General features: G+C 74.7%; 23 protein-coding genes. 22 read left to right on the top strand and 1 reads right to left on the bottom strand.

The features are described 5' to 3' along the window. Nucleotides 1-439 precede the first annotated feature (439 nt). From ACN268_RS13145 to ACN268_RS13040, 22 genes are all read left to right on the top strand, one after another. Nucleotides 440-2,119, top strand: a complete 1,680-nt coding sequence (locus ACN268_RS13145) for a peptidoglycan D,D-transpeptidase FtsI family protein (RefSeq protein WP_421486878.1) — start codon at nucleotides 440-442, stop codon at nucleotides 2,117-2,119. Nucleotides 2,120-2,171: 52 nt separating this feature from the next. Further along, entirely contained in the window at nucleotides 2,172-3,734 is a 1,563-nt protein-coding gene (locus ACN268_RS13140) for a UDP-N-acetylmuramoyl-L-alanyl-D-glutamate--2,6-diaminopimelate ligase (protein ID WP_421483449.1), read from the top strand. Beyond that, nucleotides 3,731-5,143 carry a UDP-N-acetylmuramoyl-tripeptide--D-alanyl-D-alanine ligase gene (locus tag ACN268_RS13135; protein WP_421483448.1) on the top strand — a complete coding sequence of 471 codons (1,413 nt, stop codon included), beginning with the start codon at nucleotides 3,731-3,733 and terminating at the stop codon, nucleotides 5,141-5,143. Before ACN268_RS13140 ends, ACN268_RS13135 begins: the two co-directional genes overlap by 4 nt. After that, nucleotides 5,140-6,276 (top strand): phospho-N-acetylmuramoyl-pentapeptide-transferase, encoded by a 1,137-nt coding sequence (gene mraY, locus ACN268_RS13130; protein WP_088643039.1) that lies wholly within the window; start codon nucleotides 5,140-5,142, stop codon nucleotides 6,274-6,276. Before ACN268_RS13135 ends, mraY begins: the two co-directional genes overlap by 4 nt. A gap of 240 nt (nucleotides 6,277-6,516) precedes the next feature. After that, nucleotides 6,517-7,932, top strand: coding sequence for an FtsW/RodA/SpoVE family cell cycle protein (locus tag ACN268_RS13125; RefSeq protein ID WP_421486877.1), 1,416 nt, complete (start codon nucleotides 6,517-6,519; stop codon nucleotides 7,930-7,932). Then, nucleotides 7,932-9,038 carry an undecaprenyldiphospho-muramoylpentapeptide beta-N-acetylglucosaminyltransferase gene (gene murG, locus ACN268_RS13120; protein WP_088643040.1) on the top strand — a complete coding sequence of 369 codons (1,107 nt, stop codon included), beginning with the start codon at nucleotides 7,932-7,934 and terminating at the stop codon, nucleotides 9,036-9,038. The genes ACN268_RS13125 and murG overlap by 1 nt, the downstream gene beginning before the upstream one ends. Before the next feature lie 31 nt (nucleotides 9,039-9,069). Continuing rightward, the gene (gene murC, locus ACN268_RS13115; RefSeq protein WP_421483447.1) at nucleotides 9,070-10,542 is read left to right on the top strand and encodes a UDP-N-acetylmuramate--L-alanine ligase; all 1,473 of its coding nucleotides are present in this window, start codon (nucleotides 9,070-9,072) and stop codon (nucleotides 10,540-10,542) included. Beyond that, on the top strand, nucleotides 10,539-11,363 hold the full coding sequence (locus ACN268_RS13110) for a cell division protein FtsQ/DivIB (RefSeq protein ID WP_421483446.1): 825 nt from the start codon (nucleotides 10,539-10,541) through the stop codon (nucleotides 11,361-11,363). The genes murC and ACN268_RS13110 overlap by 4 nt, the downstream gene beginning before the upstream one ends. A gap of 240 nt (nucleotides 11,364-11,603) precedes the next feature. Next, a complete protein-coding gene (ftsZ, locus tag ACN268_RS13105) occupies nucleotides 11,604-12,719 on the top strand; it encodes a cell division protein FtsZ (RefSeq protein WP_421483445.1) in 1,116 nt (371 codons plus the stop codon). Nucleotides 12,720-12,825: 106 nt separating this feature from the next. Continuing rightward, the gene (locus tag ACN268_RS13100) at nucleotides 12,826-13,572 is read left to right on the top strand and encodes a YggS family pyridoxal phosphate-dependent enzyme (RefSeq protein ID WP_421483444.1); all 747 of its coding nucleotides are present in this window, start codon (nucleotides 12,826-12,828) and stop codon (nucleotides 13,570-13,572) included. Nucleotides 13,573-13,762: 190 nt separating this feature from the next. Then, on the top strand, nucleotides 13,763-14,470 hold the full coding sequence (locus ACN268_RS13095) for a cell division protein SepF (RefSeq protein ID WP_421483443.1): 708 nt from the start codon (nucleotides 13,763-13,765) through the stop codon (nucleotides 14,468-14,470). Between the two features lie 28 nt (nucleotides 14,471-14,498). Then, nucleotides 14,499-14,804 (top strand): YggT family protein, encoded by a 306-nt coding sequence (locus ACN268_RS13090; RefSeq protein WP_088643046.1) that lies wholly within the window; start codon nucleotides 14,499-14,501, stop codon nucleotides 14,802-14,804. A 43-nt stretch (nucleotides 14,805-14,847) separates the two neighbouring features. Beyond that, nucleotides 14,848-15,648, top strand: a complete 801-nt coding sequence (locus ACN268_RS13085) for a DivIVA domain-containing protein (protein WP_088643047.1) — start codon at nucleotides 14,848-14,850, stop codon at nucleotides 15,646-15,648. Nucleotides 15,649-15,719: 71 nt separating this feature from the next. Further along, a complete protein-coding gene (locus ACN268_RS13080; RefSeq protein ID WP_421487066.1) occupies nucleotides 15,720-16,559 on the top strand; it encodes a hypothetical protein in 840 nt (279 codons plus the stop codon). An 11-nt stretch (nucleotides 16,560-16,570) separates the two neighbouring features. After that, nucleotides 16,571-16,876: a DUF167 domain-containing protein gene (locus tag ACN268_RS13075; RefSeq protein ID WP_363652008.1), complete on the top strand. Its 306-nt coding sequence runs from the start codon at nucleotides 16,571-16,573 to the stop codon at nucleotides 16,874-16,876. Nucleotides 16,877-16,898: 22 nt separating this feature from the next. After that, entirely contained in the window at nucleotides 16,899-18,401 is a 1,503-nt protein-coding gene (locus ACN268_RS13070) for a potassium/proton antiporter (RefSeq protein ID WP_421483442.1), read from the top strand. Between the two features lie 223 nt (nucleotides 18,402-18,624). Further along, nucleotides 18,625-19,056 (top strand): TraR/DksA family transcriptional regulator, encoded by a 432-nt coding sequence (locus ACN268_RS13065; RefSeq protein WP_204927750.1) that lies wholly within the window; start codon nucleotides 18,625-18,627, stop codon nucleotides 19,054-19,056. A gap of 66 nt (nucleotides 19,057-19,122) precedes the next feature. Further along, a complete protein-coding gene (gene lspA / locus ACN268_RS13060) occupies nucleotides 19,123-19,773 on the top strand; it encodes a signal peptidase II (protein WP_357931161.1) in 651 nt (216 codons plus the stop codon). Next, entirely contained in the window at nucleotides 19,770-20,711 is a 942-nt protein-coding gene (locus ACN268_RS13055; RefSeq protein ID WP_145920972.1) for an RluA family pseudouridine synthase, read from the top strand. Before lspA ends, ACN268_RS13055 begins: the two co-directional genes overlap by 4 nt. Nucleotides 20,712-20,713: 2 nt before the next feature. Beyond that, nucleotides 20,714-21,502: a hypothetical protein gene (locus tag ACN268_RS13050; RefSeq protein WP_421483441.1), complete on the top strand. Its 789-nt coding sequence runs from the start codon at nucleotides 20,714-20,716 to the stop codon at nucleotides 21,500-21,502. 408 nt (nucleotides 21,503-21,910) lie between these two features. Continuing rightward, the gene (locus ACN268_RS13045) at nucleotides 21,911-23,548 is read left to right on the top strand and encodes an AAA family ATPase (protein WP_421483440.1); all 1,638 of its coding nucleotides are present in this window, start codon (nucleotides 21,911-21,913) and stop codon (nucleotides 23,546-23,548) included. Between the two features lie 56 nt (nucleotides 23,549-23,604). After that, nucleotides 23,605-24,684, top strand: coding sequence for a DUF2567 domain-containing protein (locus tag ACN268_RS13040; protein ID WP_421483439.1), 1,080 nt, complete (start codon nucleotides 23,605-23,607; stop codon nucleotides 24,682-24,684). Here the strand turns inward: ACN268_RS13040 and ACN268_RS13035 are convergent. Further along, nucleotides 24,599-25,297 carry an LON peptidase substrate-binding domain-containing protein gene (locus tag ACN268_RS13035; protein WP_421483438.1) on the bottom strand — a complete coding sequence of 233 codons (699 nt, stop codon included), beginning with the start codon at nucleotides 25,295-25,297 and terminating at the stop codon, nucleotides 24,599-24,601. The two genes, ACN268_RS13040 and ACN268_RS13035, sit on opposite strands and share 86 nt — an antisense overlap. Between the last annotated feature and the right edge of the window lie 35 nt (nucleotides 25,298-25,332).

The following is a 25,332-nucleotide window of genomic DNA, read 5'->3' as shown; positions in this document are numbered from 1 at the left end:
CTCCGACGCGCGGGCGTACACCCCCCGGGGCCGGACCATCCGGGAGAGCAGCGAGGACCGGGGCGGACAGCGGCGTACCCCCCGGGCCGGTCGCTCCGGCGACCCGTTCCGCCCCGCGCTGCAGGTCCTCGACGGCGGCCGGGCCGCCGCCGGGCGGGCCGCCGCCAACCGGGCGGGCCGGCGGGAGGCCGCCCCGACCGGGCGCACCGGCGTCATCCGGACCGTGTCGCCGCGCGCCGTCCCCGACGACGACGAGTTCGCCGAGCCGCCCGCGCCCCGCCGCCGCCCCGGCCGCCGCGCCGACGCCCCCGGCCGGGGCGCCCCGCGCCGGACCGAGGCACCCCGGCGCACCGACCGGCCCGCCGGGCGTAGGCCGGTGCGCAAGCCGCGCCGCCCGCCGAAGCTCGCCGAGCCGCGTCGCCGGCTGCGGCTGGGCACCATGCTGGTGCTCGCGGTCTTCGCCGTGATCGGCATCCGGCTGGTCGTCCTGCAGGCCGTGGACACCCCGGCGTACGCCGGCGGCGGCGTCGACAACCGGCTCGCCCGCATCGACCTGCCCGCCCCGCGCGGCTCGATCCAGGACCGCACCGGCGCCCCGCTGGCCCGCAGCATCGAGGCCCGGTACGTCTTCGCCGACCCCACCATGATCAAGGACCGTACGGAGACCGCGAAGCTGCTCTCCCCGCTGCTCGGCGTCCCGGTCTCCGAACTGGCCGAGAAGATGAAGCGTAAGGGCAAGCTCCAGTTCCGGTACCTGGCCCGGGGCGTGGACATCGCCCGGGCCAAGCAGATCGAGGCACTCGACCTGGCCGGCATCGGCACCCACCGCGACGAACGCCGCGAGGTGCCCGGCGGCGACCTGGCCGCCAACCTGGTCGGCTTCACCAGCCAGGACATGGACGGCCTGGAGGGCCTGGAGGCCCGCTACGACGACGTGCTGCGCGGGCAGGACGGCCGCCGGGTGTACGAGGCCGGCCTCGGCGACCTCAACGCGCCCATCCCCGGCGGATACAGTCAGACCACCGACCCCAAACCGGGCAGCTCGCTGGTGCTCACCATCGACCGGGACCTCCAGTTCCAGGTGCAGCAGATCCTCAGCCGGCAGATGGCACAGACCCGGGGCGCGATCGGCGCGGCGGTGGTGCTCGACGTCAAGACCGGTGACGTGCTGGCCCAGGCCAGCAACCCGACCTACAACGCGGCCACCCCGGAGCAGAGCCGGCCCACCGACCGGGAGGACGCGGCCACCAGCTTCGTGGTCGACCCGGGCTCGGTGCACAAGGCGATCACCTACGGCGCGGCCCTGCAGGAGGGCATCATCACCCCGGACAGCGCCTGGCCCGTCGCCAACACCATCACCCGGGGCGACGTCACCTTCCGCGACACCCACCCGGCCGACGGCAAGAAGCTCAGCGTGGCCGGGATGCTTGCCTACTCGTCCAACGTCGGCACCATCGAGATCGGCGACCGGCTCGGCCCCGACCGGCTGATCGACTACCAGAAGCGGTTCGGGCTGGGGCAGCCCACCGGCGAGGGGATGCCCGGCGAGGCGTCCGGGCGGCTGCTCCCGGCCGACCAGTGGAGCGGCTCGTCCTACGGGTCGGTGCCGATCGGGCACAGCGTCGACGCCACCCCGTTGCAGATGGCCGCCGCGTACGCCACCATCGCCAACGACGGCACCTACGTCCAACCCCACCTGATCAAGGAGGTGGTCGGGGCGGACGGGACACGCACCCCGTCCGCCGCCCCGGTCACCCGCTCGGTGCTCAGCCCGCAGAACGCGGCCGCCCTGCGTACCCTGCTGGAGGCCGTGACCACCGTCGACGGCGCGACCGGCCTGGCCGCCGCGGTGCCCGGCTACCGGGTCGCCGGCAAGACCGGCACCGGGCTGCGCTACGTCGACGGCAAGCAGCAGCCCGGCGAGGTCGGTTCGTTCATCGGGATGGCGCCCGCCGAGGCGCCCCGGTACGTGGTGGCGGTCTTCGTGTGGAACCCCGAGGGCGGTGGTGGCGCGGTCGTCGCCCCGGCGTTCCGCGAGATGATGGGCTTCACGCTGCGTCACTACCGGGTCCCGCCGTCGCGCGGGAAATCCCCCAACTTCGAGGTCTTTCCGCGCTGACCGGGAACGGCGGGACATCATCGGTGAGTGCCGACGAACCACCGGGGCGGCTGTGCGGCCGGAACCGGACGACCGGGTAGGGTCTGACGCCGTGCCCGGCAATCCACGCCCCCGTACCGTGCCCGGAGTCCGGCTCGGCGACCTCGCCGACCGGCTCGCCGTGACGCCGCCGGCCGACGCCGCCGCGCTGGTCGTGACCGGGGTGACCCACGCCAGCCAGGAGGTCCGCCCCGGCGACCTGTACGCCGCGCTGCCCGGCGCCCGCCGGCACGGCGCGGAGTTCGCCGCCGCCGCCGCCACGGCCGGCGCGGTGGCCGTGCTGACCGACCCGGCCGGCGCCGTGGCGGCCGGCGCGACCGGGCTGCCCGTCCTGGTGACCGCCGACCCCCGGGCGGTACTGGGCGAGCTGGCCGCCGCCGTCTACGGCGACCCGACCGACGGGCTGACCGTGATCGGGGTGACCGGCACCGCCGGCAAGACCTCGACGGCCTACCTGATCGAGTCCGGGTTGCGCGCCGCCGGCCACGTCACCGGCCTGATCGGCACCGTGGAGACCCGCCTGGGCGACCTGGTGACCGACAGCGTCCGGACCACCCCGGAGGCCACCGACCTGCACGCCCTGCTCGCCGCCGCCCGGGAGCGCGGGGTGACCGCGGTGGTCATGGAGGTGTCCAGCCACGCCCTGGCGATGGGGCGGGTCGGCGGGGTCCGGTTCACCGTCGGCGGCTACACCAACTTCGGCTCCGACCACCTCGACTTCCACGCCGACTCGGCCGACTACTTCGCGGCGAAGGCGAAGCTGTTCGACGGGCGCTGCCGGGTCGAGGTGCTCAACCACGACGACCCGGCACTGCGCCCGCTGTACCGGCCCGCCACGGTCAGCTACTCGGCGGCCGGTGACCCGACCGCCACCTGGTGGGCCGACCGGGTCGGCGGCGAGGGCTACGCCCAGCGGTTCACCGCCCACGGCCCGGACGGGCTCGACCTGCCCGCCGGGGTGGCGCTGCCCGGCCGGCACAACGTGGCCAACGCGCTGCTCGCGATCGCCTGCCTGGTCGCCGCCGGGGTCGACCCGACGACGGCCGCCGCCGGGGTGGCCGCCTGCGGCGGGGTGCCCGGCCGGCTGGAACTGGTCAGCGGGGACGCCCCGGTGCGCGGGGTGGTCGACTACGCGCACAAGACCGACGCCGTGGTGGCCGCCCTGGCCGCGCTGCGTGACTCGGGCGGCGGTCAGCTGATCTGCGTCATCGGCGCCGGCGGCGACCGGGACCGGGGCAAGCGCCCGGCGATGGGCGCCGCCGCCGCCCGAGGCGCCGACGTGGTGCTGGTGACCGACGACAACCCGCGCACCGAGGACCCGGCGACGATCCGGGCCGAGGTGCTGGCCGGGGCGTACGCCGCCGACACGGCCGCCCGGATCGTCGAGGTGCCGGGCCGGCGGGAGGCGATCGCCGAGGCGGTCCGGCTGGCCGGGCCGGGTGACGTGGTGGCGCTGCTCGGCAAGGGGCACGAACGCGGTCAGGAGATCGCCGGCGAGGTGCACCCGTTCGACGACCGGACCGAACTGGCGGAGGCGTTGCGCGTCCGCTTCGGCGACCTGGCGGGTCGACGGTGATCCCGCTGAGCCTGGCCGAGGTGGCCTCGGCGGTCGGCGGCCGGCTGCACGCCGCCGACCCGGACACCCGGGTCACCGGCCCGGTCGAGTTCGACTCCCGCAAGGTCGCCGCCGGTGCGCTGTTCGTGGCGTTCCCCGGCGAGCGGGTGGACGGGCACGACTACGCCGCCGGTGCGGTCGCCGCCGGCGCGGTGGCGGTGCTCGGCACCCGGGAGCTGCCCGGGGTGCCGATGGTGCTGGTGGACGACGCGCTGGCCGCGCTGGGCCGGCTGGCCCGGGCCGTGGTGGACCGGCTGCCGGGGCTCACCGTGATCGGCCTGACCGGGTCGTCGGGCAAGACCACCACCAAGGACCTGATCGCGCAGCTCGCCGTCCGGCTCGGCCCGACGGTCGCCCCGCCCGGATCGTTCAACAACGAGCTGGGGCACCCGTACACCGCGTTGCAGGCCACCGCGCAGACCCGGTACCTGGTGATGGAGAAGGGGGCGCGGGGCGTCGGGCACGTCCGCTACCTCTGCGACGTGGTGCCGCCGCGGATCTCGGTGGTGCTCAACGTCGGGGTGGCGCACCTGGGCGAGTTCGGCTCGGTGGAGAACATCGCCCTGGCCAAGGGGGAGCTGGTGGAGGCGCTGCCGGCCGACGGGCTGGCGGTGCTCAACGCCGACGACCCGCTGGTCGCCGCGATGGCGTCGCGCACCGCCGCCCGGGTGGTCCGCTACGGCGAGTCCGCCGACGCCGACGTGCGCGCGGTGGACGTCACCCTGGACGGGCGGGGCCGCCCGGCGTACACCCTGGTCACCCCGGAGGGGACGGCCCCGGTGCGGCTCGGCCTGACCGGCCGGCACCAGGTCTCCAACTCGCTCGCCGCGGCGGCGGTGGCCCGGGAGCTGGGCATGCCGCTGGCCGAGCTGGCGGCGGCCCTGGGTGACCTGGGGCTGGTCTCCACCCGCCGGATGGACGTCTTCACCCGTCCCGACGGGGTGACCGTGATCGACGACTCGTACAACGCCAACCCGGCCTCGACGGCGGTGGCGCTGCGGGCGCTGGCCGGGATGCACCGGGGCGGGCGGACGTTCGCCGCGCTGGGCTACATGGCCGAGCTGGGCGCGTACGAGGACGAGGGGCACCGGGAGGTCGGCCGGCTCGCGGCCGAACTCGGTGTCGACCGGCTGCTCGTGGTGGGTGAGCCGGCCGCGCCGATCCACGAGGGCGCGACAGCGGTAAGTGACTGGGGAGGAGAGTCGGTGCTGCTCACCGATCAGGCGGCGGCAGTCGAGGTGCTGCGCAGCGAGCTACGACCGGGCGACGTCGTCCTGGTGAAGGGCTCCCGGTACCGCACCTGGGAGGTCGCCGACGCGCTGCGGGTCGACGCCTCCGGGGCCGGCGCGGGCGCGGGGGGTGCCGCGTGAGGGCGGTCATCGTCGCCATCGGCGTGGCATTCCTGGTGTCGTTGCTGGCGACCCCGCTGGCGATCAGGGTGTTCGCCCGGCTCAAGGCCGGCCAGCCGATCCGGTCGAACCTCGGGCTGGCCAGCAACGAGGGCAAGAAGGGCACGCCGACGATGGGCGGCGTGGTGTTCATCCTGGCCACGGTCATCGCGTACGTCGCCGGTCACCTCGCCCTGACCACCCTGCCGGACGCGCAGATCGCCCAGGTCGAGCCGACCATCACCGCCCTGGTGCTGCTGGGGCTGATGGTCTTCTCCGGCGCGGTCGGCTTCATCGACGACTTCCTCAAGGTGCGCAAGCGGCACAGCGGCGGGCTCAACAAGCGCGGCAAGCTGTTCGGGCAGATCCTGGTCGGCGCGGTCTTCGGGGTGGTCGCGCTGTACTTCCCGAGCAGCATGACCGACGCCAGCGGCGCGACGACCAACACCGAGACCGTGGGCAGCACCACGCTGAGCTTCATCCGGGACATCCCGGCCCTGGAGATCGGCAAGGTCGCCTCGGTGATCGTGATCATCATGGTGGTGATGGCGGCGACCAACGGGGTCAACCTCACCGACGGGCTGGACGGGCTGGCCACCGGCGCCTCGGTGATGGTGCTGGCCGCGTACGCGCTGATCGCGTTCTGGCAGTACCGGCACTGGTGCGCCGACCCGACGTACACCGCCAACCCGAACAACTACTGCTACGCCGTCCGGGACCCGCTGGAGATCGCGCTGATCGCCGGGGCGGCGGCCGGGGCCTGCGTGGGCTTCCTGTGGTGGAACACCTCCCCGGCCCGGATCTTCATGGGCGACACCGGCGCGCTGGGCCTCGGCGGGCTGATCGCCGGGATGGCGATGTCCACCCGGACGGTGCTGCTGCTGCCGATCCTCGGCGGGCTCTTCGTGATCATCACGATGTCCGTGGTGATCCAGATCATCTCGTTCCGGACCACCGGCAAGCGGGTGTTCCGGATGTCCCCGCTGCAGCACCACTTCGAGTTGGCCGGCTGGAGCGAGGTCAACATCGTGGTCAGGTTCTGGATCATCGCGGGCATCGGGGTGGCCATCGCGCTGGGCCTGTTCTACAGCGACTTCCTCGCCAGCATGGGCTGACCGGCCGGCGTACCGGACGGGGGTTCCTCCTACCGGAGGGGCCCCCGTTTCGTATTTCGACACGCCGACCGGGGGGAACGGCCGGAACGGGCCGCCCGCAGCGGCGATGATGGGCGGGTGGGGGAGGACCGAGGCACGAGCACCGGGACGACGACGGAGACCCAGCCGCGGCGGGCCGCGGGGACGGGACGTACCGCCGACCCGCCCGGCGGGCTGTCCGGGCTGGGCCCGGCCGGCGGCCTGGCGGCGCTGCGCGGTCTGCTGGCCCGCCCGCTGACCTCCTACTACCTGCTGCTGTCCAGCGCCGGCCTGCTGCTGCTGATCGGCCTGACCATGGTCTTCTCGGCCACCAGCGTGCGCGACTACGCCGAGGCCGGCGACGCCGCCGCCTCCGTGACCAAGCAGGCCATCTTCGCGGTGATCGGCATCGTCGCGTTCTGGGCCTGCCAGCGGCTGCCGGCCACCACCTTCCGTTCGTTGGGCCGGCCGCTGCTCGGGGCGGCGGTGGTGCTGCTGCTGGTGCTCAACCTGCTGGTCGCCCTGGAAGCGCTGTTCGGGGTGACCTCGGTGGGGCCGCTGCGGGCCCACCTGCTCTGGCTCTACCTCGGGCCGATCCAGGTGCAGCCCGCCGAGCTGACCAAGCTGGCGCTGGTGCTGTGGGGCGCGCACGTGATCGCCCGCAAGGGCGCGGCACTGGGCTGGTGGCGGGAACTGGCCACCCCGCTGTTCCCGGTGGTGGGCCTGCTGTTCGTGCTGGTCGGCTACAACGACCTGGGCAGTATGCTCTGCCTGCTGGCCATCGTGGTCGGGCTGCTGTGGGCGGCCGGGGTGCGGCTGCGGGTCTTCGCCGCCCTGTCCGCGGTCGGCCTGGTCGGGGTCGGCCTGCTGATCGCGGTGGCCTCGCTCGGGGCCGGCTCCGGGGCGCGCGGCCAGGAGAACTACCGGCTGGCCCGGCTCACCTCGTTCCTCGACACGCCCGACCCCAAGGTCTGCGCCGAACAGGCGCTGGAGGGCTGCTGGCAGATGGTGCAGGCCCGCAACGCCATCGAGCACGGCGGCTGGTTCGGCGTCGGCCTGGGCAAGAGCAGCATCAAGTTCGGCTGGCTGCCGGAGGCCCACAACGACTTCATCTTCGCCGTCATCGCCGAGGAACTGGGCGTGGTCGGCTGCACCGTCATCCTGGTGCTGTTCGCCGTGCTGGCCTACACCGGGCTGCGGATCGCCCGCCGGGTCGCCGACCCGTTCCGCCGGCTCGCCGCCACCGCCGTCACCGCCTGGCTGGTCGGCCAGGCCGTGATCAACATCGGTGGGGTGACCAAGCTGCTGCCGCTGACCGGCGTACCGCTGCCGTTCATCTCCGACGGCGGCAGCGCCCTGGTCGTCACCCTGGCCGCGGTGGGCATGCTCGCCTCCTTCGCCCGCGCCGAGCCCGACGCGGCCCGAGCCCTGCACGCCCGTCCGCCCGCCCGATGGGTCCGACTAGTCTGGGCCCCGTTGCCGCCGCTTCCCGGTGCGCGGAGCCGACCGGCGTCGCCACCGGCTGCCCCGGGGTCCGTACCCCGGGCGCGCGGGCGGCGACCCGACGATCAGGCCGTACCGCGCGGCGTCCGGCAGGACCGGACCCGGGGCGGGCCGGCGAGCGAGAGGAGACGCTGATGGGTCCGCTGCGTTCGGTGGTGCTCTGTGGAGGGGGCACCGGTGGGCACATCTACCCGCTGCTCGCCTTCGCCGACTGCCTGCGCCGACACGACCCGGGCGTCCGGATCACCTGCCTCGGCACCCCCAAGGGCCTGGAGAACGAGCTGATCCCGCCGGCCGGCTACGACCTGCGGCAGATCCCCGCCTACCAGCTGCCCCGCTCGGTCAACATGGGGCTGGTCCGCACCCCGGACCGGATGTGGAAGGCGGCCCGCGCCGCCGGCAAGGTGATCGACGAGGTCGCCGCCGACGTGGTCGTCGGCTTCGGCGGGTACGTCTCCGTCCCGGGCTACCTGGCCGCCTGGCGGCGCGAGATGCCGATCGTCATCCACGAGGTGAACGTCCCGCCGGGGGTGGCCAACCGGCTCGGGATGAAGTTCACCAAGAACATCGCCGTCGGTTTCCCGCACCAGCCGGCCCAGGCCGAGGCGCTGCGCGACGCCCGGGTGGTCGGGGTGCCGCTGCGCCGGGGCATCGCCGGGCTGGACCGCAACGCCGTACGGGCCGCCGCCCGCGCCCACTTCGGACTCCGCCCCGACCTGCCGGTGCTCTTCGTCGCCGGTGGCTCGCAGGGCGCCCGGTCGATCAACCTGGCGGTCTCCGGCGCGGCCAAGGAACTGGCCCGCAACGGCGTGCAGGTGCTGCACGTGATGGGCGCCCGCAACGAGCCGGTGCCGATCCCCACCGACCTGCCGGTGCCGTACGTGGCGCTGCCCTACCTGTCCGAGATGGAGCTGGGCTACGCCGCCGCCGACCTGATGCTGGCCCGGGGTGGGGCGATGACCTGTGCCGAGGTGGCCGCCATCGGGCTGCCCACCATCTACGTGCCGTACCCGCACTCCAACCAGGAGCAGAAGCGCAACGCGCTGCCCGTGGTGGAGGCCGGCGGCGGGCTGCTCGTCGACGACGCCGAGCTGACCCCGGCCTGGCTGGAGCGCACCGTGCTGCCCCTGCTGCGCGACCCGCAGCGGCTGTACGCGATGGGTGCCGCCGCCGCCGCGTACGGGCGACGCGACGGCGACGTGGCCCTGCTCAACTTCGTCTACGAGGCGGTGGCCCGGTGAGCCGGTCCAGCGCGACGGGAAGGTACCTGGCATGAACACGGCGCAGTTCACCCCGGCCGGCACGCTCACCGCGGAGGACCTGGGCCGGATCCACCTGATCGGGGTGGGCGGGGTCGGCATGAGCGGCCTGGCCCGGCTCTTCCTCACCCGGGGCCTGCCGGTCTCCGGCAGCGAGCTGCGCGAGTGGCCGTCGCTGGCCGGGATGCGGGCGCTGGGCGGCACCATCCACATGAGCCACGAGGCGGCCAACCTCGACGGGGTGGACACCGTCGTCTACTCCTCGGCGATTCCGCAGGACCACCTGGAGATGGTCGAGGCGCGGCGGCGCGGGCTGCGGGTGCTGCACCGCTCCGAGGCGCTGGCGGCGGCGATGACCGGCCGGCGGACGGTGGCGGTGGCCGGCACCCACGGCAAGACCACCACCACCTCGATGGTGACCATGGTGCTCCAGCAGGCCGGGGTCGACCCGTCCTTCGTCATCGGCGGGGAGATCTCCGAGGTGGGCTCCGGGGCGCACCACGGCACCGGCGAGCACTTCGTGGTCGAGGCCGACGAGAGCGACAGGTCGTTCCTGATCTACCGCCCGTTCGTCTCGATCATCACCAACATCGAGGCCGACCACCTGAACACCTACGGCGACCTGGCCACCCTGGAGGCGACCTTCGCCGAGTTCGCCCGGCTCACCGATCCGGCCGGGTACGTCATCACCTGCGCCGACGACCCGGGCGGGCGGCGGCTGGCCGAGACGCTGCGCGCCGAGGGGCGGCGGGTCTGGACGTACGGCGAGGCGGCCGACGCCGACCTGCGGCTGTCCGAGATGGCCTCGTCGGCCCAGGGGGTTCGCTACCTGGCGGCGCTGGACGGCCGGTCGCTGGGCGAGATCCGGCTGCCGGTGCCGGGGCGGCACATGGGGCTCAACAGCGCCGCGGCGGTGCTCGCCGCCCACCTGCTCGGCCTGCCGGTGGCGGCGGCGGAGGCGGCGCTGGCCGCGTTCCCCGGGGTACGCCGCCGCTTCGAGCGCAAGGGCGTCGCCGACGGGGTGCTGGTCTACGACGAGTACGCCTACCACCCGACCTCGATGACGCTGGCCCTGCAGACGCTGCGGGAGGTGGCCGGCGACGGCCGGCTGATCGTGGTGTTCCAGCCGTACCGGCTCTACCGCACCCGCGACCTGCAGGCGGAGATCGCCGCCGCCCTGGGCATCGCCGACGAGCTGGTGCTGCTGGAGGTCTTCGGCCCCGGTGAGCTGCGCCAGCCGGGCGAGGGGTCGGCGGCGTTGCTGGCGGCGGTGCCGCTGGACGCGGCACACAAGGTCTTCGTGGACTCGTTCGACGACGCGCCGGTGGAGGTGGCCCGCCGGGCCCGCCCCGGCGACGTGGTGGTGACCATGGGCGCTCCGCCGATCTCGCTGCTGGGCGACCAGCTGCTCGACGCGCTGACCGCCCGGGTGACCGGGCCGGCGACCACGTCGGGTCGGGACGGCACGGCCTTCACCACCGGATGAGTCCCGGCCCGGCCCGGGGCCGGACCGGCCGTGCCACGGGCGCGGACGGCGGCCCCCGACGTGGCCCGGCGCGGCGCTGGCAGCTCGTGCGGGCCGGTAGCGACGCCGTCCCGCCGTCCACCCGGCGGTTCATGGCGCGGGCCCGGCAGCGGCGGATGCGGGCCGCCCTGCCCTGGGCGGTGCTGGCCGGGGTGCTGGTCCTCGCCGCCCTGGTGGCCTGGACGGTGCTCGGCTCCGGCCTGTTCGGGGTGCGCGAGGTCCGGGTGGAGGGGGCCCGGCTGGTCACCCCGGTCGAGGTGCGTGACGCGGCGGCGGTGCCGGACGGGGTGCCGCTGGCCCGGGTGGACCTGGCGGCGACGGCCCGGCGGATCGGCGCGCTGCCCCCGGTGCAGCGGGCCACGGTCCGCCGCGACTGGCCGGACACCCTGGTGGTGACGGTGGTGGAGCGCACCGGGGTGGCGGCGGTGCCCCGCGACGACCGGTTCGTGGTGCTCGACGCCAGCGGGGTGGTGTTCCGCGAGCTGCCCCGCGCCCCGCAGGGACTGCCGCTGGTGCGGTTGGCCACGCCGGGGCCGGACGACCCGGGCACCCGGGCGGCGTTGCAGGTGCTGGCCGCCCTGACCCCGCAGCTACGGGCCGTGCTGGTCGAGGTGGGCGTCGAGGGGCTGGCCCGGATCGGGTTGACGCTGCGCGACGGGCGGACGGTGGTGTGGGGCGACGCGACCCGCAGCGAGGACAAGGCCCGGGTGGCGACGGCGTTGCTCGGTCGGAAGGCCGACACGATCGACGTCAGCGCTCCCGACGTGGTGACCTTCCGGTGAGGTCCGCAGCGAACGTGAGTCGTTACGCTCCCGGCGGCGACACGCCGGTGGGGTCCTTGGCTCTCGGCGTGGGGGCGCTTACGTTGCCCCGAAGAGGACCAGTGGTTGACATAACTGTAAGCCTCTAGTAGAGGGTTAGGGTTCACCACTGATCCTCGCTGGTGACAGCTCGTCGACCACCGGTCTGGGCCACGCCGTACCGGGGCGCTGCGAGCCAATCTCGAAGGGAAAGGACCGGAGATGACACCTCCGCACAACTACCTGGCGGTCATCAAGGTCGTCGGCATCGGCGGCGGCGGCGTCAACGCCGTCAACCGCATGATCGAGGTTGGGCTCAAGGGCGTCGAGTTCATCGCGATCAACACCGACGCGCAGGCGCTGTTGATGAGTGACGCCGACGTCAAGCTCGACGTCGGCCGGGAGCTGACCCGGGGGCTCGGCGCGGGCGCCAACCCCGACGTCGGCAAGAACGCCGCCGAGGACCACCGCGACGAGATCGAGGAGGTGCTCAAGGGCGCCGACATGGTCTTCGTCACCTGCGGCGAGGGCGGCGGCACGGGCACCGGCGGCGCGCCGGTGGTCGCCAACATCGCCCGCAAGCTCGGCGCGCTGACCATCGGCGTGGTGACCCGGCCGTTCTCCTTCGAGGGCAAGCGCCGCCAGGTGCAGGCCGAGGCGGGGATAGACGAGCTGCGCAACCAGTGCGACACGCTGATCGTCATCCCGAACGACCGGCTGCTCGCGCTGGGCGACCGGGGGATCAGCATGATGGACGCCTTCCGCACCGCCGACCAGGTGCTGCTCTCCGGTGTCCAGGGCATCACCGACCTGATCACCACGCCCGGTCTGATCAACCTCGACTTCGCCGACGTCAAGAGCGTGATGAGCGGGGCGGGCAGCGCGCTGATGGGCATCGGCAGCGCCCGGGGCGAGAACCGGGCGGTCGAGGCGGCCGAGGCGGCCATCTCCAGCCCGCTGCTGGAGCAGAGCATGGACGGCGCGCGGGGGGTGCTGCTGTCCATCGCCGGCGGCTCCGACCTGGGCCTGTTCGAGATCAACGACGCCGCGCAGCTGGTCACCGACGCGGCCCACCCGGACGCGAACATCATCTTCGGCGCGGTCATCGACGACGCGCTCGGCGACGAGGTGCGGGTCACCGTGATCGCCGCCGGCTTCGACGGGGGCACGCCCGCGTACAAGGCGTCCGAGTCCCCGCGCAAGAGCAACCAGAACCAGCCCACGCCGCAGGCCCCGGCGGTCACCACGCCGGCCGTCATGCCGCCGCCGCAGCAGTCGCCGCGCCGGGTGCTCTTCGACGACGTGGACGTGCCCGACTTCCTCAAGAACGGTTCCTGATCCCGCCGATGACGGACAACCACGCCGGCGACCACGCCACCCCGCCCCCCTCGGGCGGGTCCCTGGTGGGTCGCGCCACCGCGTCGCCGACCGGGCGGCCCGGCCGATGACCGCTGCGCCGGATCCGGTGGGTGCCGACCGTCGCGCCGCGCTCGCGGCCGGGCTGGCCGCGGTGCGGGCCCGGATCGCCGACGCCTGCGCCGCCGCCGGCCGGGACCCGTCCGGGGTGACGATGATCGCGGTGACCAAGACGTACCCGGCCGGCGACGCGGTCGCGCTGGCCGGGCTCGGGGTCACCGACCTGGGGGAGAACCGGGACCAGGAGGCGGCGCCGAAGGCGGCCGGGGTGGCGGCGGCCGGCGCGGCCGTCCGCTGGCACTTCATCGGTCAGTTGCAACGCAACAAGGCCCGCTCGGTGGTGCGCTACGCCGACGTGGTGCACTCGGTGGACAGTGTGCGGCTGGCCCGCGCGCTGGGCACCGCCGCCGAGTCCGGACGGGACCGTCCGTTGCCGACGCTGGTGCAGGTCAGCCTGGACGGTGACCCGGCGCGTGGCGGCGCCCTGCCGGACGCGGCCGACCCCGACCGGGGGCTGCGCCCGGTGGCCGAGGCGCTGGCCGGCGCGCCGGCGCTGCGGCTGGCCGGGCTGATGGCGGTGGCGCCGCTGGGCTGGGAACCGGAACGGGCGTTCGCCCGGCTGGCCGAGGTGGCGGCGGCCTTCCGGGTCGGGTATCCGACGGCCACCATGCTCTCCGCCGGGATGAGCGGCGACCTGGAAACGGCCATCGGATACGGCGCGACACATGTCCGCGTCGGCAGCGCGTTGCTCGGAATGCGTTCCACGCTGCGGTAGCCTGACCGCGGTAGAAGCAAATTACATCAGTGTTGTTCAGGGGTGGCGCCCCCGGTCGGGGGCCGCGACGGGCGAGCCGCGAATCGCACGTCGGGGATTGCCGCTCTGATCCGGTGGGCATGGAGTCCACTCGCGATCATGGCGACACGGCACGGGGGTGCGTGCCGCACGGCGGACGGAAGGGCGCGGGATGGGTGCACTGCGCAAGGCGGGGGTCTGGCTCGGTCTCGTCGAGGAGGACGACGAGCGGGGCTACGACGAGGGCTACGACAAGCCCGGCTACCGCGAGTCGCGGTACCGGTCGAGCCGGTACGCCGAGGAGTTCGCCGACGACGACGAGGACGACGCGGAGGAGCCACCGGCACCGCGTCCGCGCCTCGGTGACCGGGGCCGGCTGAGCGAGCGGTCGAGCCGGCTGGCCGAGGCCGACCGGGCCGACGACGAGCGTCCGGAGCGTGCCGAGCGCCCGGAGCGCCCGGAGCGGGCCAGCGTCCGGTCGATCACCCGGTCCGGGGGTACGGACACCTCGGGCGCGCTGAGCTACCACACCCGGGACAATCTCGCGCTGGCGCCGCAGGCGTCGCCCCGGGAGCGGCCGGTGGTGGCCGAGGAGGAGCAGCGCTACCAGATCACCACCCTGCACCCGACCACCTACCGCGAGGCGCGGACCATCGGCGAGCACTTCCGCGACGGCGTCCCGGTGATCATCAACCTCACCGAGATGGACGAGGCCGACGCCCGCCGGCTGGTGGACTTCGCCGCCGGGCTGGCGTTCGGGCTGCGCGGTACGATCGAGCGCGTGACCAACCGGGTGTTCCTGCTCTCACCGGCCAACGTCCAGGTCACCGCGGAGGACAAAGCCAAGATCGCTGAGGGCGGCTTTTTCTCCCTGAGCTAAGTCCACCCGACCGAGGGACGTCGCTGCCGTGTTGTCGATCATGTTCCAGCTGCTCTACCTGATCTTGTACGTCTTCCTTATCGTGCTGCTGGCCCGATTCGTTCTCGGTGCCGTCCTCCAGTACGGTCGTCGGTGGCAACCGGGGCGTGGCGCGTCCGCCGGACTCGAGTCCGTGTGGAGCGTCACTGATCCGCCTCTCAAGGCGTTGAGGCGGGTGATCCCCCCACTGCGAATTGGTACCGTGAGCATCGACCTGGCCTCCCTTGTGCTCCTGGTTATCCTGTTCGTGCTGATGAGGTTTGTGTTAGATCCGCTGATCAGGAACTTCTCCTGACCAGCGCGCGCTTTCGCGGCCGCAACTGACCCGAGGAGTTTCGATGCCGCTGACACCGGCCGACGTGCACAACGTCGCCTTCAAAAAGCCGCCGATCGGCAAGCGGGGGTACGACGAGGAGGAGGTCGACGCCTTCCTGGACGAGGTCGAGCGTGAGCTTGCCCGTCTGATCGAGGAGAACAACGAGCTGCGCGCCCAGGTGGAGCGCGGCGGTCGTGGCGGGGCCCCTGCCGGCCCCGGTGGCGATGCCCGGCTGGCGGCTGAGCTCAACGACGTCAAGGCCCAGCTCGACCGGGTGCAGCGCGACAAGGCCGCCGCCGAGCAGGCCGCCCGCGCCATGCAGGCCGAGCTGGAGCAGGTCCGCACCACCGGTGGCCCGGCCGTCGGCGGCGACGGCGAGCAGCAGGCGCTGCGGGTGCTGATGATGGCCCAGCGCACCGCCGACGACCACGTCTCCGACGCCCGTCGGGAGGCCGACCAGCTGCTCTCCGAGGCGCGCTCCAAGGCCGAGGAGGTCACCCGCGAGGCGCGGGCCAAGGCCGACGCGCTGGAGCGTGACGCCCGTCAGCGGCACCAGGAGGCCATGGGCGGCCTGGACGCCAAGCGGACCGCGCTGCAGAAGCACATCGAGGAACTCAAGCAGTTCGAGCGCGAGTACCGCACCCGGCTCAAGGCGTACCTGGAGAGCCAGCTGCGGGACCTCGACGGTCGGGGCCAGGGCCTCGAGGCCGAGATGACCCGCGCCGAGGGCACCCGTGCCGTCGGCGGCAACGGCCTCGCCGCGGCCGGCCTCGCCGGCTCGTACGGCGGCGGTCGCTCCGGCGCCCTCGAAGCAGGTCGCTGATCCACGGTCGGCGACCGTCCCCCGACGGTCGCCGACCCAGCCGACGACCCACGACGCGGCGGGGGTGAGCTGTGCTAGTCGCCAGTCTGCTGCTCATCCTCGTCGCGGTCGTCCTGCTGGCGTTCGGTCTCGTCGACGGCTCCAGCACGTTGTTGACCAGTTCCATCGCGGCCAGTCTGCTGGCCGCCGTCGCGTTGGTGGCCGGTGCCCGCCAGGCAGCCGTCACCCGGGCGAGGGCGGCGGACCAGGCGCGGGGTCGGGGCGCGACGGAGTCCCGCCCGACCACCCCGCCGGCTGCGACCACGCCGTCGGACGAACCGACGACGTACCCTGCGGCGACGTTCGGCACCGGTGAGGCCGGGTGGCGGCAACCACCCGGCGCGCCGGTGGCCGGCGACCCCGTCGACGTTGCCACCCGCCCCGACGCCGGTGCCTGGGAGCCCGACGCGGAGGCACCCTGGGAGCCCGTCGTCGTGACCGCCGCGCCGGACCGGACGACCCCGGGTCACGCCGACCCGGCGACCGACCGTGCCCCCGACGGCGACCGGCTCGACCCGGACGACCCCCGGTGGGACCCGGTCACTGACCCCGACCGGCCCGACCCGGACGACCCGGCCTGGGCGGCCGGGGACGATCTCGCGCCACCCTGGGAGCACTCGGACGACGCCGCGTCGCCGTGGGACCCACCCGCCCAGCGGGTCCCGCCCGCCGACGCCGCCCGGGTCGCCCGGCTCGACGCCGAGGTGCGGGTGGTCGACGGGCACCCCCGCTACCACCTGCTCTCCTGCGCCCACCTGATCGAACGGGAGCACGAGCCGCTGCCGGTGCACGAGGCGGTCTCCCTCGGGTTCACCCCGTGCGGCCTGTGCAACCCGGACACCGCCCTGCTCGCCGACACCTACCCCCGCTGAGGCCGGTGTCGATGCCCACGGACGACACGGTGACCGTCGCGGTGCGGGTCAAGCCCGGGGCGTCCCGGCCCCGGGTCGGCGGCTGCTTCACCGGACCGCACGGGCCCGCCCTGGTGGTCGCGGTGACCGCGCCGGCCGTGGACGGCCGGGCCACCGAGGCGGCCCGCCGGGCGCTGGCCGACGCCCTGGGCGTCCGCCCGGCGGCGGTGGCGCTGCGCACCGGCGCGGCCAGCCGGGACAAGCTGTTCCTGGTGGACGGGGCGACGCCGGAGGTCACCGCGCTGCTGCGGCGGCTGCGCGACGGATCGGCCGGGTGAGGAGGCCCCGGGTGGGGCGCCCGTGACGCCGGGACTGGATCTGGCCCTGCTCCTCGGGGCGGCCGTGCTGCTGGTGGCGATCGGCGCGGTGCGGTTCTCCACCCGACTGGGTGTGCCGAGTCTGCTGGTCTACCTCGCGCTCGGGGTGGCGATCGGCGAGGCCGGGCTGGGCATCCGGTTCGACGACGCCGAGCTGACCCGGATGCTGGGGTTCTGCGCGCTTATCGTGATCATCGCCGAGGGTGGGCTCACCGCGCGGTGGAGCACCCTGCGCCCGGTGCTCGGGTTGGCCGGCGCGCTGTCCACCGTCGGGGTGCTGGTCAGCATCGTCGTGGTCGGCCTGGTGGTGCACCTGCTGCTCGGGCTGGACTGGCGGTTGGCACTGCTCTACGGTGCGGTGCTCTCCTCCACCGACGCGGCGGCGGTGTTCGCCACGCTGCGCCGGTTGCGGTTGCCGCCCCGGCTGGTGGCCGCCCTGGAGGCCGAGTCGGGCATGAACGACGCCCCGGTGGTGATCCTGGTGGTGCTGCTGTCGCGCACCGGGCCGGTGGAGCACCCGTGGTGGTTCGAGGTCTTCCTGGTCGGCTACGAGCTGGGGGTGGGCGCGGCGGTGGGATTGGCCGCCGGGCTGGCTGGCCGGTTCGCGCTGCGTCGGGCGGCGCTGCCGTCCTCCGGTCTGTACCCGATCGCCGCCGTCGGGTTCACCGTGCTGGCGTACGCGGCCGGTGCGGTGCTGCACGCCTCCGGGTTCCTCGCCGTCTACGTGGCCGGGGTGCTGCTCGGCAACGCCCGACTGCCGCACCGGCAGGCCATCCTGGGGTTCGCCGACGGGCTGGCCTGGCTGGCCCAGATCGGTTTGTTCGTGCTGCTCGGGCTGTTGGCCACGCCGGAGCGGCTGCACACCGCGCTGGTGCCGGCGGTGGTCACCGGGCTGGCCCTGCTGCTGCTGGCCCGGCCGTTGTCGGTGCTGGTGTCGGCGTTGCCGTTCCGGGTGGGCCTGCGCGAGCAGCTCTTCCTGTCCTGGGCGGGGCTGCGCGGCGCGGTGCCGATCGTGCTGGCCACCATCCCGCTGTCGGCCCGGGTGCCCGGGGCGGACCGGCTGTTCGACGCGGTGTTCCTGCTGGTGGTGATCTTCACGGTGCTCCAGGCGGGCACGCTCGCGCCGGCCGCCCGCCGGTTGCGGGTGACCGCCCCCGCCGAGCCGGCCGAGATCCGGGTGGAGACCGCCCCGCTGGAGCGGATGCGGGCGGACCTGCTCCAGTTGGAGGTGCCGGCGGGGTCGCGGCTGGCCGGGGTGCACGTGGACGAGCTGCGGTTGCCGGTGGGCGCGTCGGTGACCCTGGTGCTGCGCGACGGGGTGGGGTTCGTGCCGGGCGCGGACACCCGGCTCAAGACCGGCGACAGCATGTTGATCGTGGCGACCGCCGGGGTGCGGGACGAGGCGGAGCGGCGGCTGCGGGCGATCAGCCGGCGGGGTCGCCTGGCGCGGTGGTTCGGCGAGTACGGCGAGGACCGGGACGGCTGATCTGCTAGTCTTCGTTTTGCCCCAATTAGCGGTTATTAGGGGCTGAATAGCGGTACGACAGTGCGGCACGTTGTCGGACGCCTGTACGTTCCGTATTCTTGCCAACCTCCGGAGTGCGCGGCCACCGTTGCCGTGCGCCCGTTTTGTTACCCGGGGACGCCACGTCGGCGGCCCCTGTCCGGGCACCGCCGAGCGCCGCGTCCCGCGGCTGAGGGAGCTGACGATGGCGAAGCCAGCCGACACCAGGACCGCCGGTCGCAAACCTGCGGCGAAGGCCACCGCGCAGGCCACCCGCAGCACGGCGGAGACCGAGAAGATCCGGGCGGCCCTGGCGGCCCGACGCGACGAGCTGCGCGCCGAGTACGATCAGACGCTGAGCGAGATCACCGAGCTGCAGCGCGACCGGCTGACCGACTCGGCCGGGGACGACCAGGCCGACACCGGCACCAAGACGTTCGAGCGCGAGCAGGAGATCTCCCTCGCCAACAGCATCCGGGAACGGATCACCCAGGTCGAGCGTGCCCTGGAGCGGCTCGACGAGGGCGGCTACGGATGGTGCGAGCGGTGCGGGAACCCGATCCCGGTGGAGCGGCTCGCGGCCTTCCCGTCGGCGACCCTCTGCGTGACCTGCAAGCAGCTGGAGGAGCGGCGCTGACGTCCGCTCCCCGGTGACCTCGCGAGACGGCGGAACCGCGCCGTCGGGACAGTCGATGGGGAGTCGATGACCACAGCACCGACCGCCGGACCCGGCACCACCGAGCCGGCCGGCCGTACGCCCCGCCGCAGGGCGGTCGTGCTCCTCGTCGGCATCGCGCTGCTCGCGCTGCTGACGGATCTGCTCACCAAGCACCTCGCCCTGCAACAGCTCGACGACCGCCCGCCGGTCCGCCTGCTCGGCGGGGCGGTCTACCTCACCCTGACCCGCAACAGCGGCGCGGCGTGGAGCATCGGCGCCGACCACACCTGGGTGTTCCCGCTGATCACCATCGGGGTGGTCGGCTGGATCACCTGGATGGCGCTGCGGCTGCGCTCGCTGCCCTGGGCGGTCTCCCTGGGGCTGGTGCTGGGCGGGGCGCTGGGCAACCTCGCCGACCGGATCTTCCGCGCGCCCGGCCACTTCGTCGGGCACGTGGTGGACATGGTCAGCCTCTTCGACCCGTACGGCCAGGTCTGGCCGGTGTTCAATCTGGCCGACAGCTGCCTGGTCGCCGGGGTGCTGCTGGCCGTGCTGCTGGAACTGACCGGCCGGCAACGCGACGGACGACGGATCGGGGCCAGGGGCGACACCGCCCCGGAGGCGGCCGGGCCGTCCACCGGGCCGGTGCCCGCCGAGACCACGCCGACCGACGCCGAACCCCGGGAGCGGGCATGACCTCCACCGCCACCGGTGGCGACCACCGGTCCCTGCCCGTCCCGGACGGCCTCGACGGCATGCGGCTCGACCAGGCGGTGTCCCGGCTGTTCGGGCTCTCCCGCACCGCCGCCGCCGCACTCGTCGACGCCGGGGACGCGCTGGTCGACGGCGCGGCCCGGCAGAACTCGCACAAGGTCAGGGCCGGCTCCTGGCTGGAGGTGACGCTGCCCGCCCCGGTCGCGCCGCCGACCGTGGTCCCGCAGGCGGTCCCCGGGCTGACCGTGGTCTACGCCGACGACGACATCGTCGTGGTGGACAAGCCGGTCGGGGTGGCCGCCCACCCCAGTCCCGGCTGGACCGGCCCGACCGTCATCGGTGGGCTGGCCGCGATCGGGCACCGGATCTCCACCAGCGGGGCCGCCGAGCGGCAGGGCGTGGTGCACCGCCTCGACGTGGGCACCACCGGGATCATGGCGGTGGCCAAGAGCGAGCAGGCGTACACCGCGCTCAAGCGGGCGTTCAAGTACCGCGAGGTGGAGAAGCGCTACCACGCGGTGGTCCAGGGTCACCCCGACCCGTCGCGCGGCACCATCGACGCCCCGATCGACAGGCATCCGCACCACGACTACCGCTGGGCGGTGGTCTCCGACGGCAAGCCGAGCATCACCCACTACGACACCATCGAGGCGTTCCCGGCGGCCAGCCTGCTCGACGTCCGGCTGGAGACGGGGCGTACCCACCAGATCCGGGTGCACTTCTCGACCCTGCGGCACCCCTGCGTCGGCGACCTCACCTACGGTGCCGACCCGACCCTGTCGGCCCGGCTCGAACTGCGCCGGCAGTGGCTGCACGCCAGGTCGTTGACCTTCGCCCACCCGCGAACCGGCGACGACGTGACCTTCGTCAGCGAGTACCCGGACGACCTGGCCCGCGCGCTGACGATCCTGCGCGACTGACCGTGCGGCACGACCCGTCGGCCGGCCCGGGGCCGGACGACGACGACACCCCGGCGACCGACGATCCGGCCGCCGGGACGTCCCGGCCGGCCCGGTGGCTGGTCACCACGGCGGTGTTCGCCGTCGGCGCGGTGCTGCTCGCCGCCGGCTGGTCGGCCCGCCGGCCGGCACCCGTCGGTGACCGTACGGTCGGGCAGGTGACCCGGGTCGGGGTGCTGCCCGGGGACTCGCTGCCCGGCTACGCCACCGCCAGCCGGGCCGAACTGGCCGCGCTGACCGCCGGGGCGTACGCGCTGGTGAGTTTCGACAGGTACGTCGCGCCGGACGGGCTGCCGGCGCTGCTGGCCGGCGTCGAGGTCACGGCGGTGGTGGTCCGGGTGCCGCTGCCCGACCGGCAGACCGAGGTGGTCCGGCTGCCGGCGCAGCGGCTGCCGCAGGACGTGACCGCCGGCATGGCCGGCCTCGCCGACCGCAAGGACCGGGAGGCCGCCGACCAGCGCACCCGGGCCGCCGCCGGCACCGACCCGGCGACCCGTCGGGGGTACGAGACCGGGGCGCAGGTCGCGGCGCGGGAGGCGGCCGGTTACCGGTCGGCGTGCGCCTGCGTCTACGCGGCGGTGGTCCGGGCCGAGCCGCCCGCCCTGCGCGCCACGGCCGGGCGGGACGGGGTCCGCGCGGTCGACCCCGCCCCGGAGGTGACCCGGCTGGACCGGACGGTGTTCCTGCCGCCGCTGCCGGAGCAGCGGGACGTGGCCCGGCCCCCCGCCGACACCGCCACGTCACCCGGCTGACCCGCTCCCGACCGCCTGACCCGGCCACCGGGCGTGGAGCTGCCTGTCCGATCTGGCCGGCCCGCGTCGGGCAGCCGGCCGACCTGCCTGGGACGTCCCACCGCAGCGGGTGGACGTCCCATCGACCGGCCAGGACGTCCGGTGGCGGGTTCCGGCGGGGGCGCCGGGATGGGCGATTCGTCGGAAGGAGCACCCGCTGTGATCGGGTCGGCACCGTCGCCGACCGGGACGGGGTGGGGCCGCCCGGCCCCGACCCCCCGCCCACCTCCCCGGACGCCCGTCGCGGTGCGTCTCGCGTCCGATCGCGGTAAGTATTGTCCCCGGCAGATGTGTGCAGACCGGTGTGGTCCGAATAGGGTTTCGTTCGTAGCCTGTCAGGCGGAGATCGACGGCGCGGGAGGGCGAGCCTTGGACGGCACCGAGACCGGCTGGGGCCGGTCGGCCGAACCGGCACCGCGATGGCGGACGCTCTTCGAGCGCGCCCGCCTCGGTGGGCGCGCCGCCGAACCGGCGGAGCCGGACCGCCGTGGCGAGGACGCGCCCCGGGAGCCGCTGCCCGGCCGGGTGCCCGGCGGTGGCTGGTCCGGCCGGGGATCGGCCGCCGTGCCGCCGCCACCCGACCCGGGCTACCACCCCGACCCCGGCTACGGCCCCGACCCCGGCTACCGCGCCGGCACCGGCTACCGGGCGGACCCGGGCCACCGCGCCGACCCGGGCTATCCGGTCGACCAGGGTTACCGGGCCGACCCGGGCTATCCGGCCGAGCCCGGCCACCGCGCCCCCGGCGGCTACCCGGCCGAACCCGGCTACCTGCCGGAGCCGGCCCGGCCGCCGGAGCCGCCGGTCGTCCCGTCCCGCTACGCGCTGCTCGACAGCGGCTACCGGGCCGAGCCGCCGCCCCCCGAGTCCCGGTACGCGCTGCTCGACAACGGCTACCGCACCCCCGGCTACGCGCCCCCGGAGCCGACGTACCAGCCGCCGCGACCCGCCTACCCCGAGCCGGCGGCGTATCCCGAGCCCGGCTACCCGGCGACGCCGACGTACCAGCCGGAGCCGGTCTACCAACCCGAACCGACGTACCAGCCCGAACCGACGTACCAGCCGGAGCCGACCTACCAGCCCGAGCCGACCTACCAACCGGAGCCGGCGGCGTACCCGCCGGCGGTGACCGCCGACCGGGGCTACCCGGCCCGGATCGAGCCGGCCCGCATCGAGTGGCGTCAGCAGGGCCCCCAGGACGAGCAGGAACGGGCCGCCGGGATCCTCCGCCGCGACCTCGGCACCCCCCGGGTGCTCGCGTTCGCCAACCCCAAGGGCGGGGTGCACAAGACCACCGCCACGGTGCTCGCCGCCGCCACCGTCGGCAGCGTCCGGGGCCGGGGCGTGCTCGCCTGGGACGACAACGAGCTGCGCGGCACCCTCGGCCTGCGCGCCGGCAGCGCCCGGCACGCCCGGACGATCAGGCACCTGATCAGCGACCTGGCGCACATCGAGATCCGCGACGGCGCGGAGCTGCTGGAATCCCTCGACGACTACCTGCGGCACGCCTCCGACGGCTCGTACGACGTGCTGGCCGGGGAGGAGAGCCCCCGGTTCGCCCAGCGGCTCGACCAGTTCACCGTCAAGCGGGTGCTGGAACTGCTGCGCCGTACCCACGACGTGGTCTGTGTGGACACCGGCAACAACGTGGAGAGCCCCAACTGGCGCACGGTCATGCACGCCGCCGACCAGCTCGTGGTGACCACCGTGCCCCGCGAGGACGCCGCGTTCAGCGCCGACTGGATGCTCGACCTGCTGCACGAGGAGGGCATGGGCGAGCTGGCCGACAACGCGGTCACCCTGATCTCCTGCCCCACCCCCGGCCGGTCGACGCTCCAGGACGACCTGGAGCGGCACTTCGCCACCCGCACCCGGGCCGTGGCCGTCGTGCCGTACGACCCGGTGCTGGAGACCGGCTCGTCGATCGAGTACCACCAGCTCCAGGCGGAGACCCGGGCCGCATGGCTGCGGGCGGCCTCGGTGATGCTGGAACCGTTCGCCCGGTGAGGGGTGGTACGGGCTCCGCCGCCCCGCCGTGCCGCCCGGCCTGAGAGGATCATCGGGTGAGCCCGGACACCCCCGATCCGCACCGCCCCGCCGACACCCCGGCGGGTGCCGCGCCCACCCCGCACGCCGCCCCCGCCGGGGCACCGGCCGCCCAGTCGCCCGCCGCTGAGTCGTCTGCCGCCGGGCCGTCCGCCGCCCGGTCGCCCGCCGCTGAGTCGTCTGCCGTCGGGCCGCCCGTCGACGAGTCGTCTGCCGTCGGAGCACCGACCGGGCCCGGCCACGACCCGGGCGGGTCCTACCTGCCGTGGCCGCCGCCGTCCGGCTGGCCGGCGCAGCCGGTGCAGCAGCGGCCCCGGCACACCCGGGCGGTGGCGGCCGGCCTCGTGCTGGGCCTGACCGCGTTGGGGGTGCCGCTGGGGCTGCTCTGGGCGGCGCTGGCCCCGGACACCCCCGTGCTCAAGACCGCCGAGGGCGCGGTCTACGCCCAACCCCAGCCGGAGCAGCCGATCGCCGCCGACGGCTGGTTCAGCCTGCTCGGGCTCGGGTTCGGGGTGCTCGCCGCGATCGCGGTGTGGACGCTGCTGCGCCGCCGCCGGGGGCCGGTGAACCTGATCGCGCTGACCGCCGGCGCGCTCGGCACCGCCCTGGTCGCCTGGCAGGTGGGCCGCCGGGTCGGGCTGGACGGCTACCAGCGGCTGCTCGACACCGCCCCCGCCGGCACGTCGTTCGGCAAGCCGGCCGACCTGCGGGCCGGGGGCATCGACCGGCTCTTCGGCGTGCTGCCCGTGCCGTACGGCAACCTGCTGCTGGCCGCGTTCGCCGCCGCCGTCACGTACACCCTGCTGGCCGGCTGGTCGCGGTGGCCGTCGCTGCGTCCGGAGCCGGAGCCCGGCGGCCCCGGCTGGCCGGACCCGCCGGGCGCGTTCGGTGCGCCGGACGGGGCCGGACAGCCTGGTGCGGTCGGACAGCCCGGTGCGGTCGGACAACCTGGTGCGGTCGGCCCGCCGGGCGCGGTGGGTGCGCCGGACGCGGTCGGCCCGGCGGGTGGGGTCAGTTGGGGGCCGGCGGAGACGCCAGCTCCGACAGCGGCACCGGAACCGCCCGCACCTGGCGCAGCAGGGCCGACTCGCGGTTGAGCAGCCGCAGCTCGGCGCGGAGCCGGGCGGCGGTGTCGTCGATGGCGAGCAGCCGTTGCCGGTCGGCCAGGGTCAGCACGGCGGTGGCCGCCACCAGGTGCGACAGCACCGTGGGGTCCTCCGGGAGCTGCTCGGACAGCTCCTGCGGGTCGTCCCGGATCAGGCCCAGGTACTGCCGGAACACCGCGATCACCCGGGCCGCCAGCAGCTCGGCGGCCTCGTCCGGGCCGGCCGGCTCGGGCAGCCACTCGACGTCGGCGGTGAGGTAGGGGGCGGCCTCCCGGTCGACCCCGGCGACCCGGAACCGCCGCCGACCCACCGTGACGATGTCGAAGCCGCCGTCGTCCAGCTCGGTGACCTGGCGCAGCTCGGCGGTGCAGCCCACCTCGTGCAGGGTCACCTCGCCGCCGCCCGGGGTGGCCCGGCCCGCGCCCGGGGCGACCTCCCAGCCGGAGCGGATGGCCACCACACCGAACTCGCGGGGCACCCCCTCGGGCTTTCCGACCAGGTCCCGCACCAGGTGGCGGTACCGCTCCTCGAAGATGTGCAACGGCAGCACCAGACCCGGGAAGAGCACCGTTGCGAGGGGAAACACCGGCAGCCGCGCGGTCACGCGTCCGAGCGTAGCCCGATCCGGCGCGGTCGGCG

The organism is Micromonospora sp. WMMD735 (assembly GCF_049178995.1).
Taxonomy (GTDB): domain Bacteria; phylum Actinomycetota; class Actinomycetes; order Mycobacteriales; family Micromonosporaceae; genus Micromonospora; species Micromonospora wenchangensis.
This window is presented reverse-complemented; position numbering and strand designations above follow the sequence as displayed.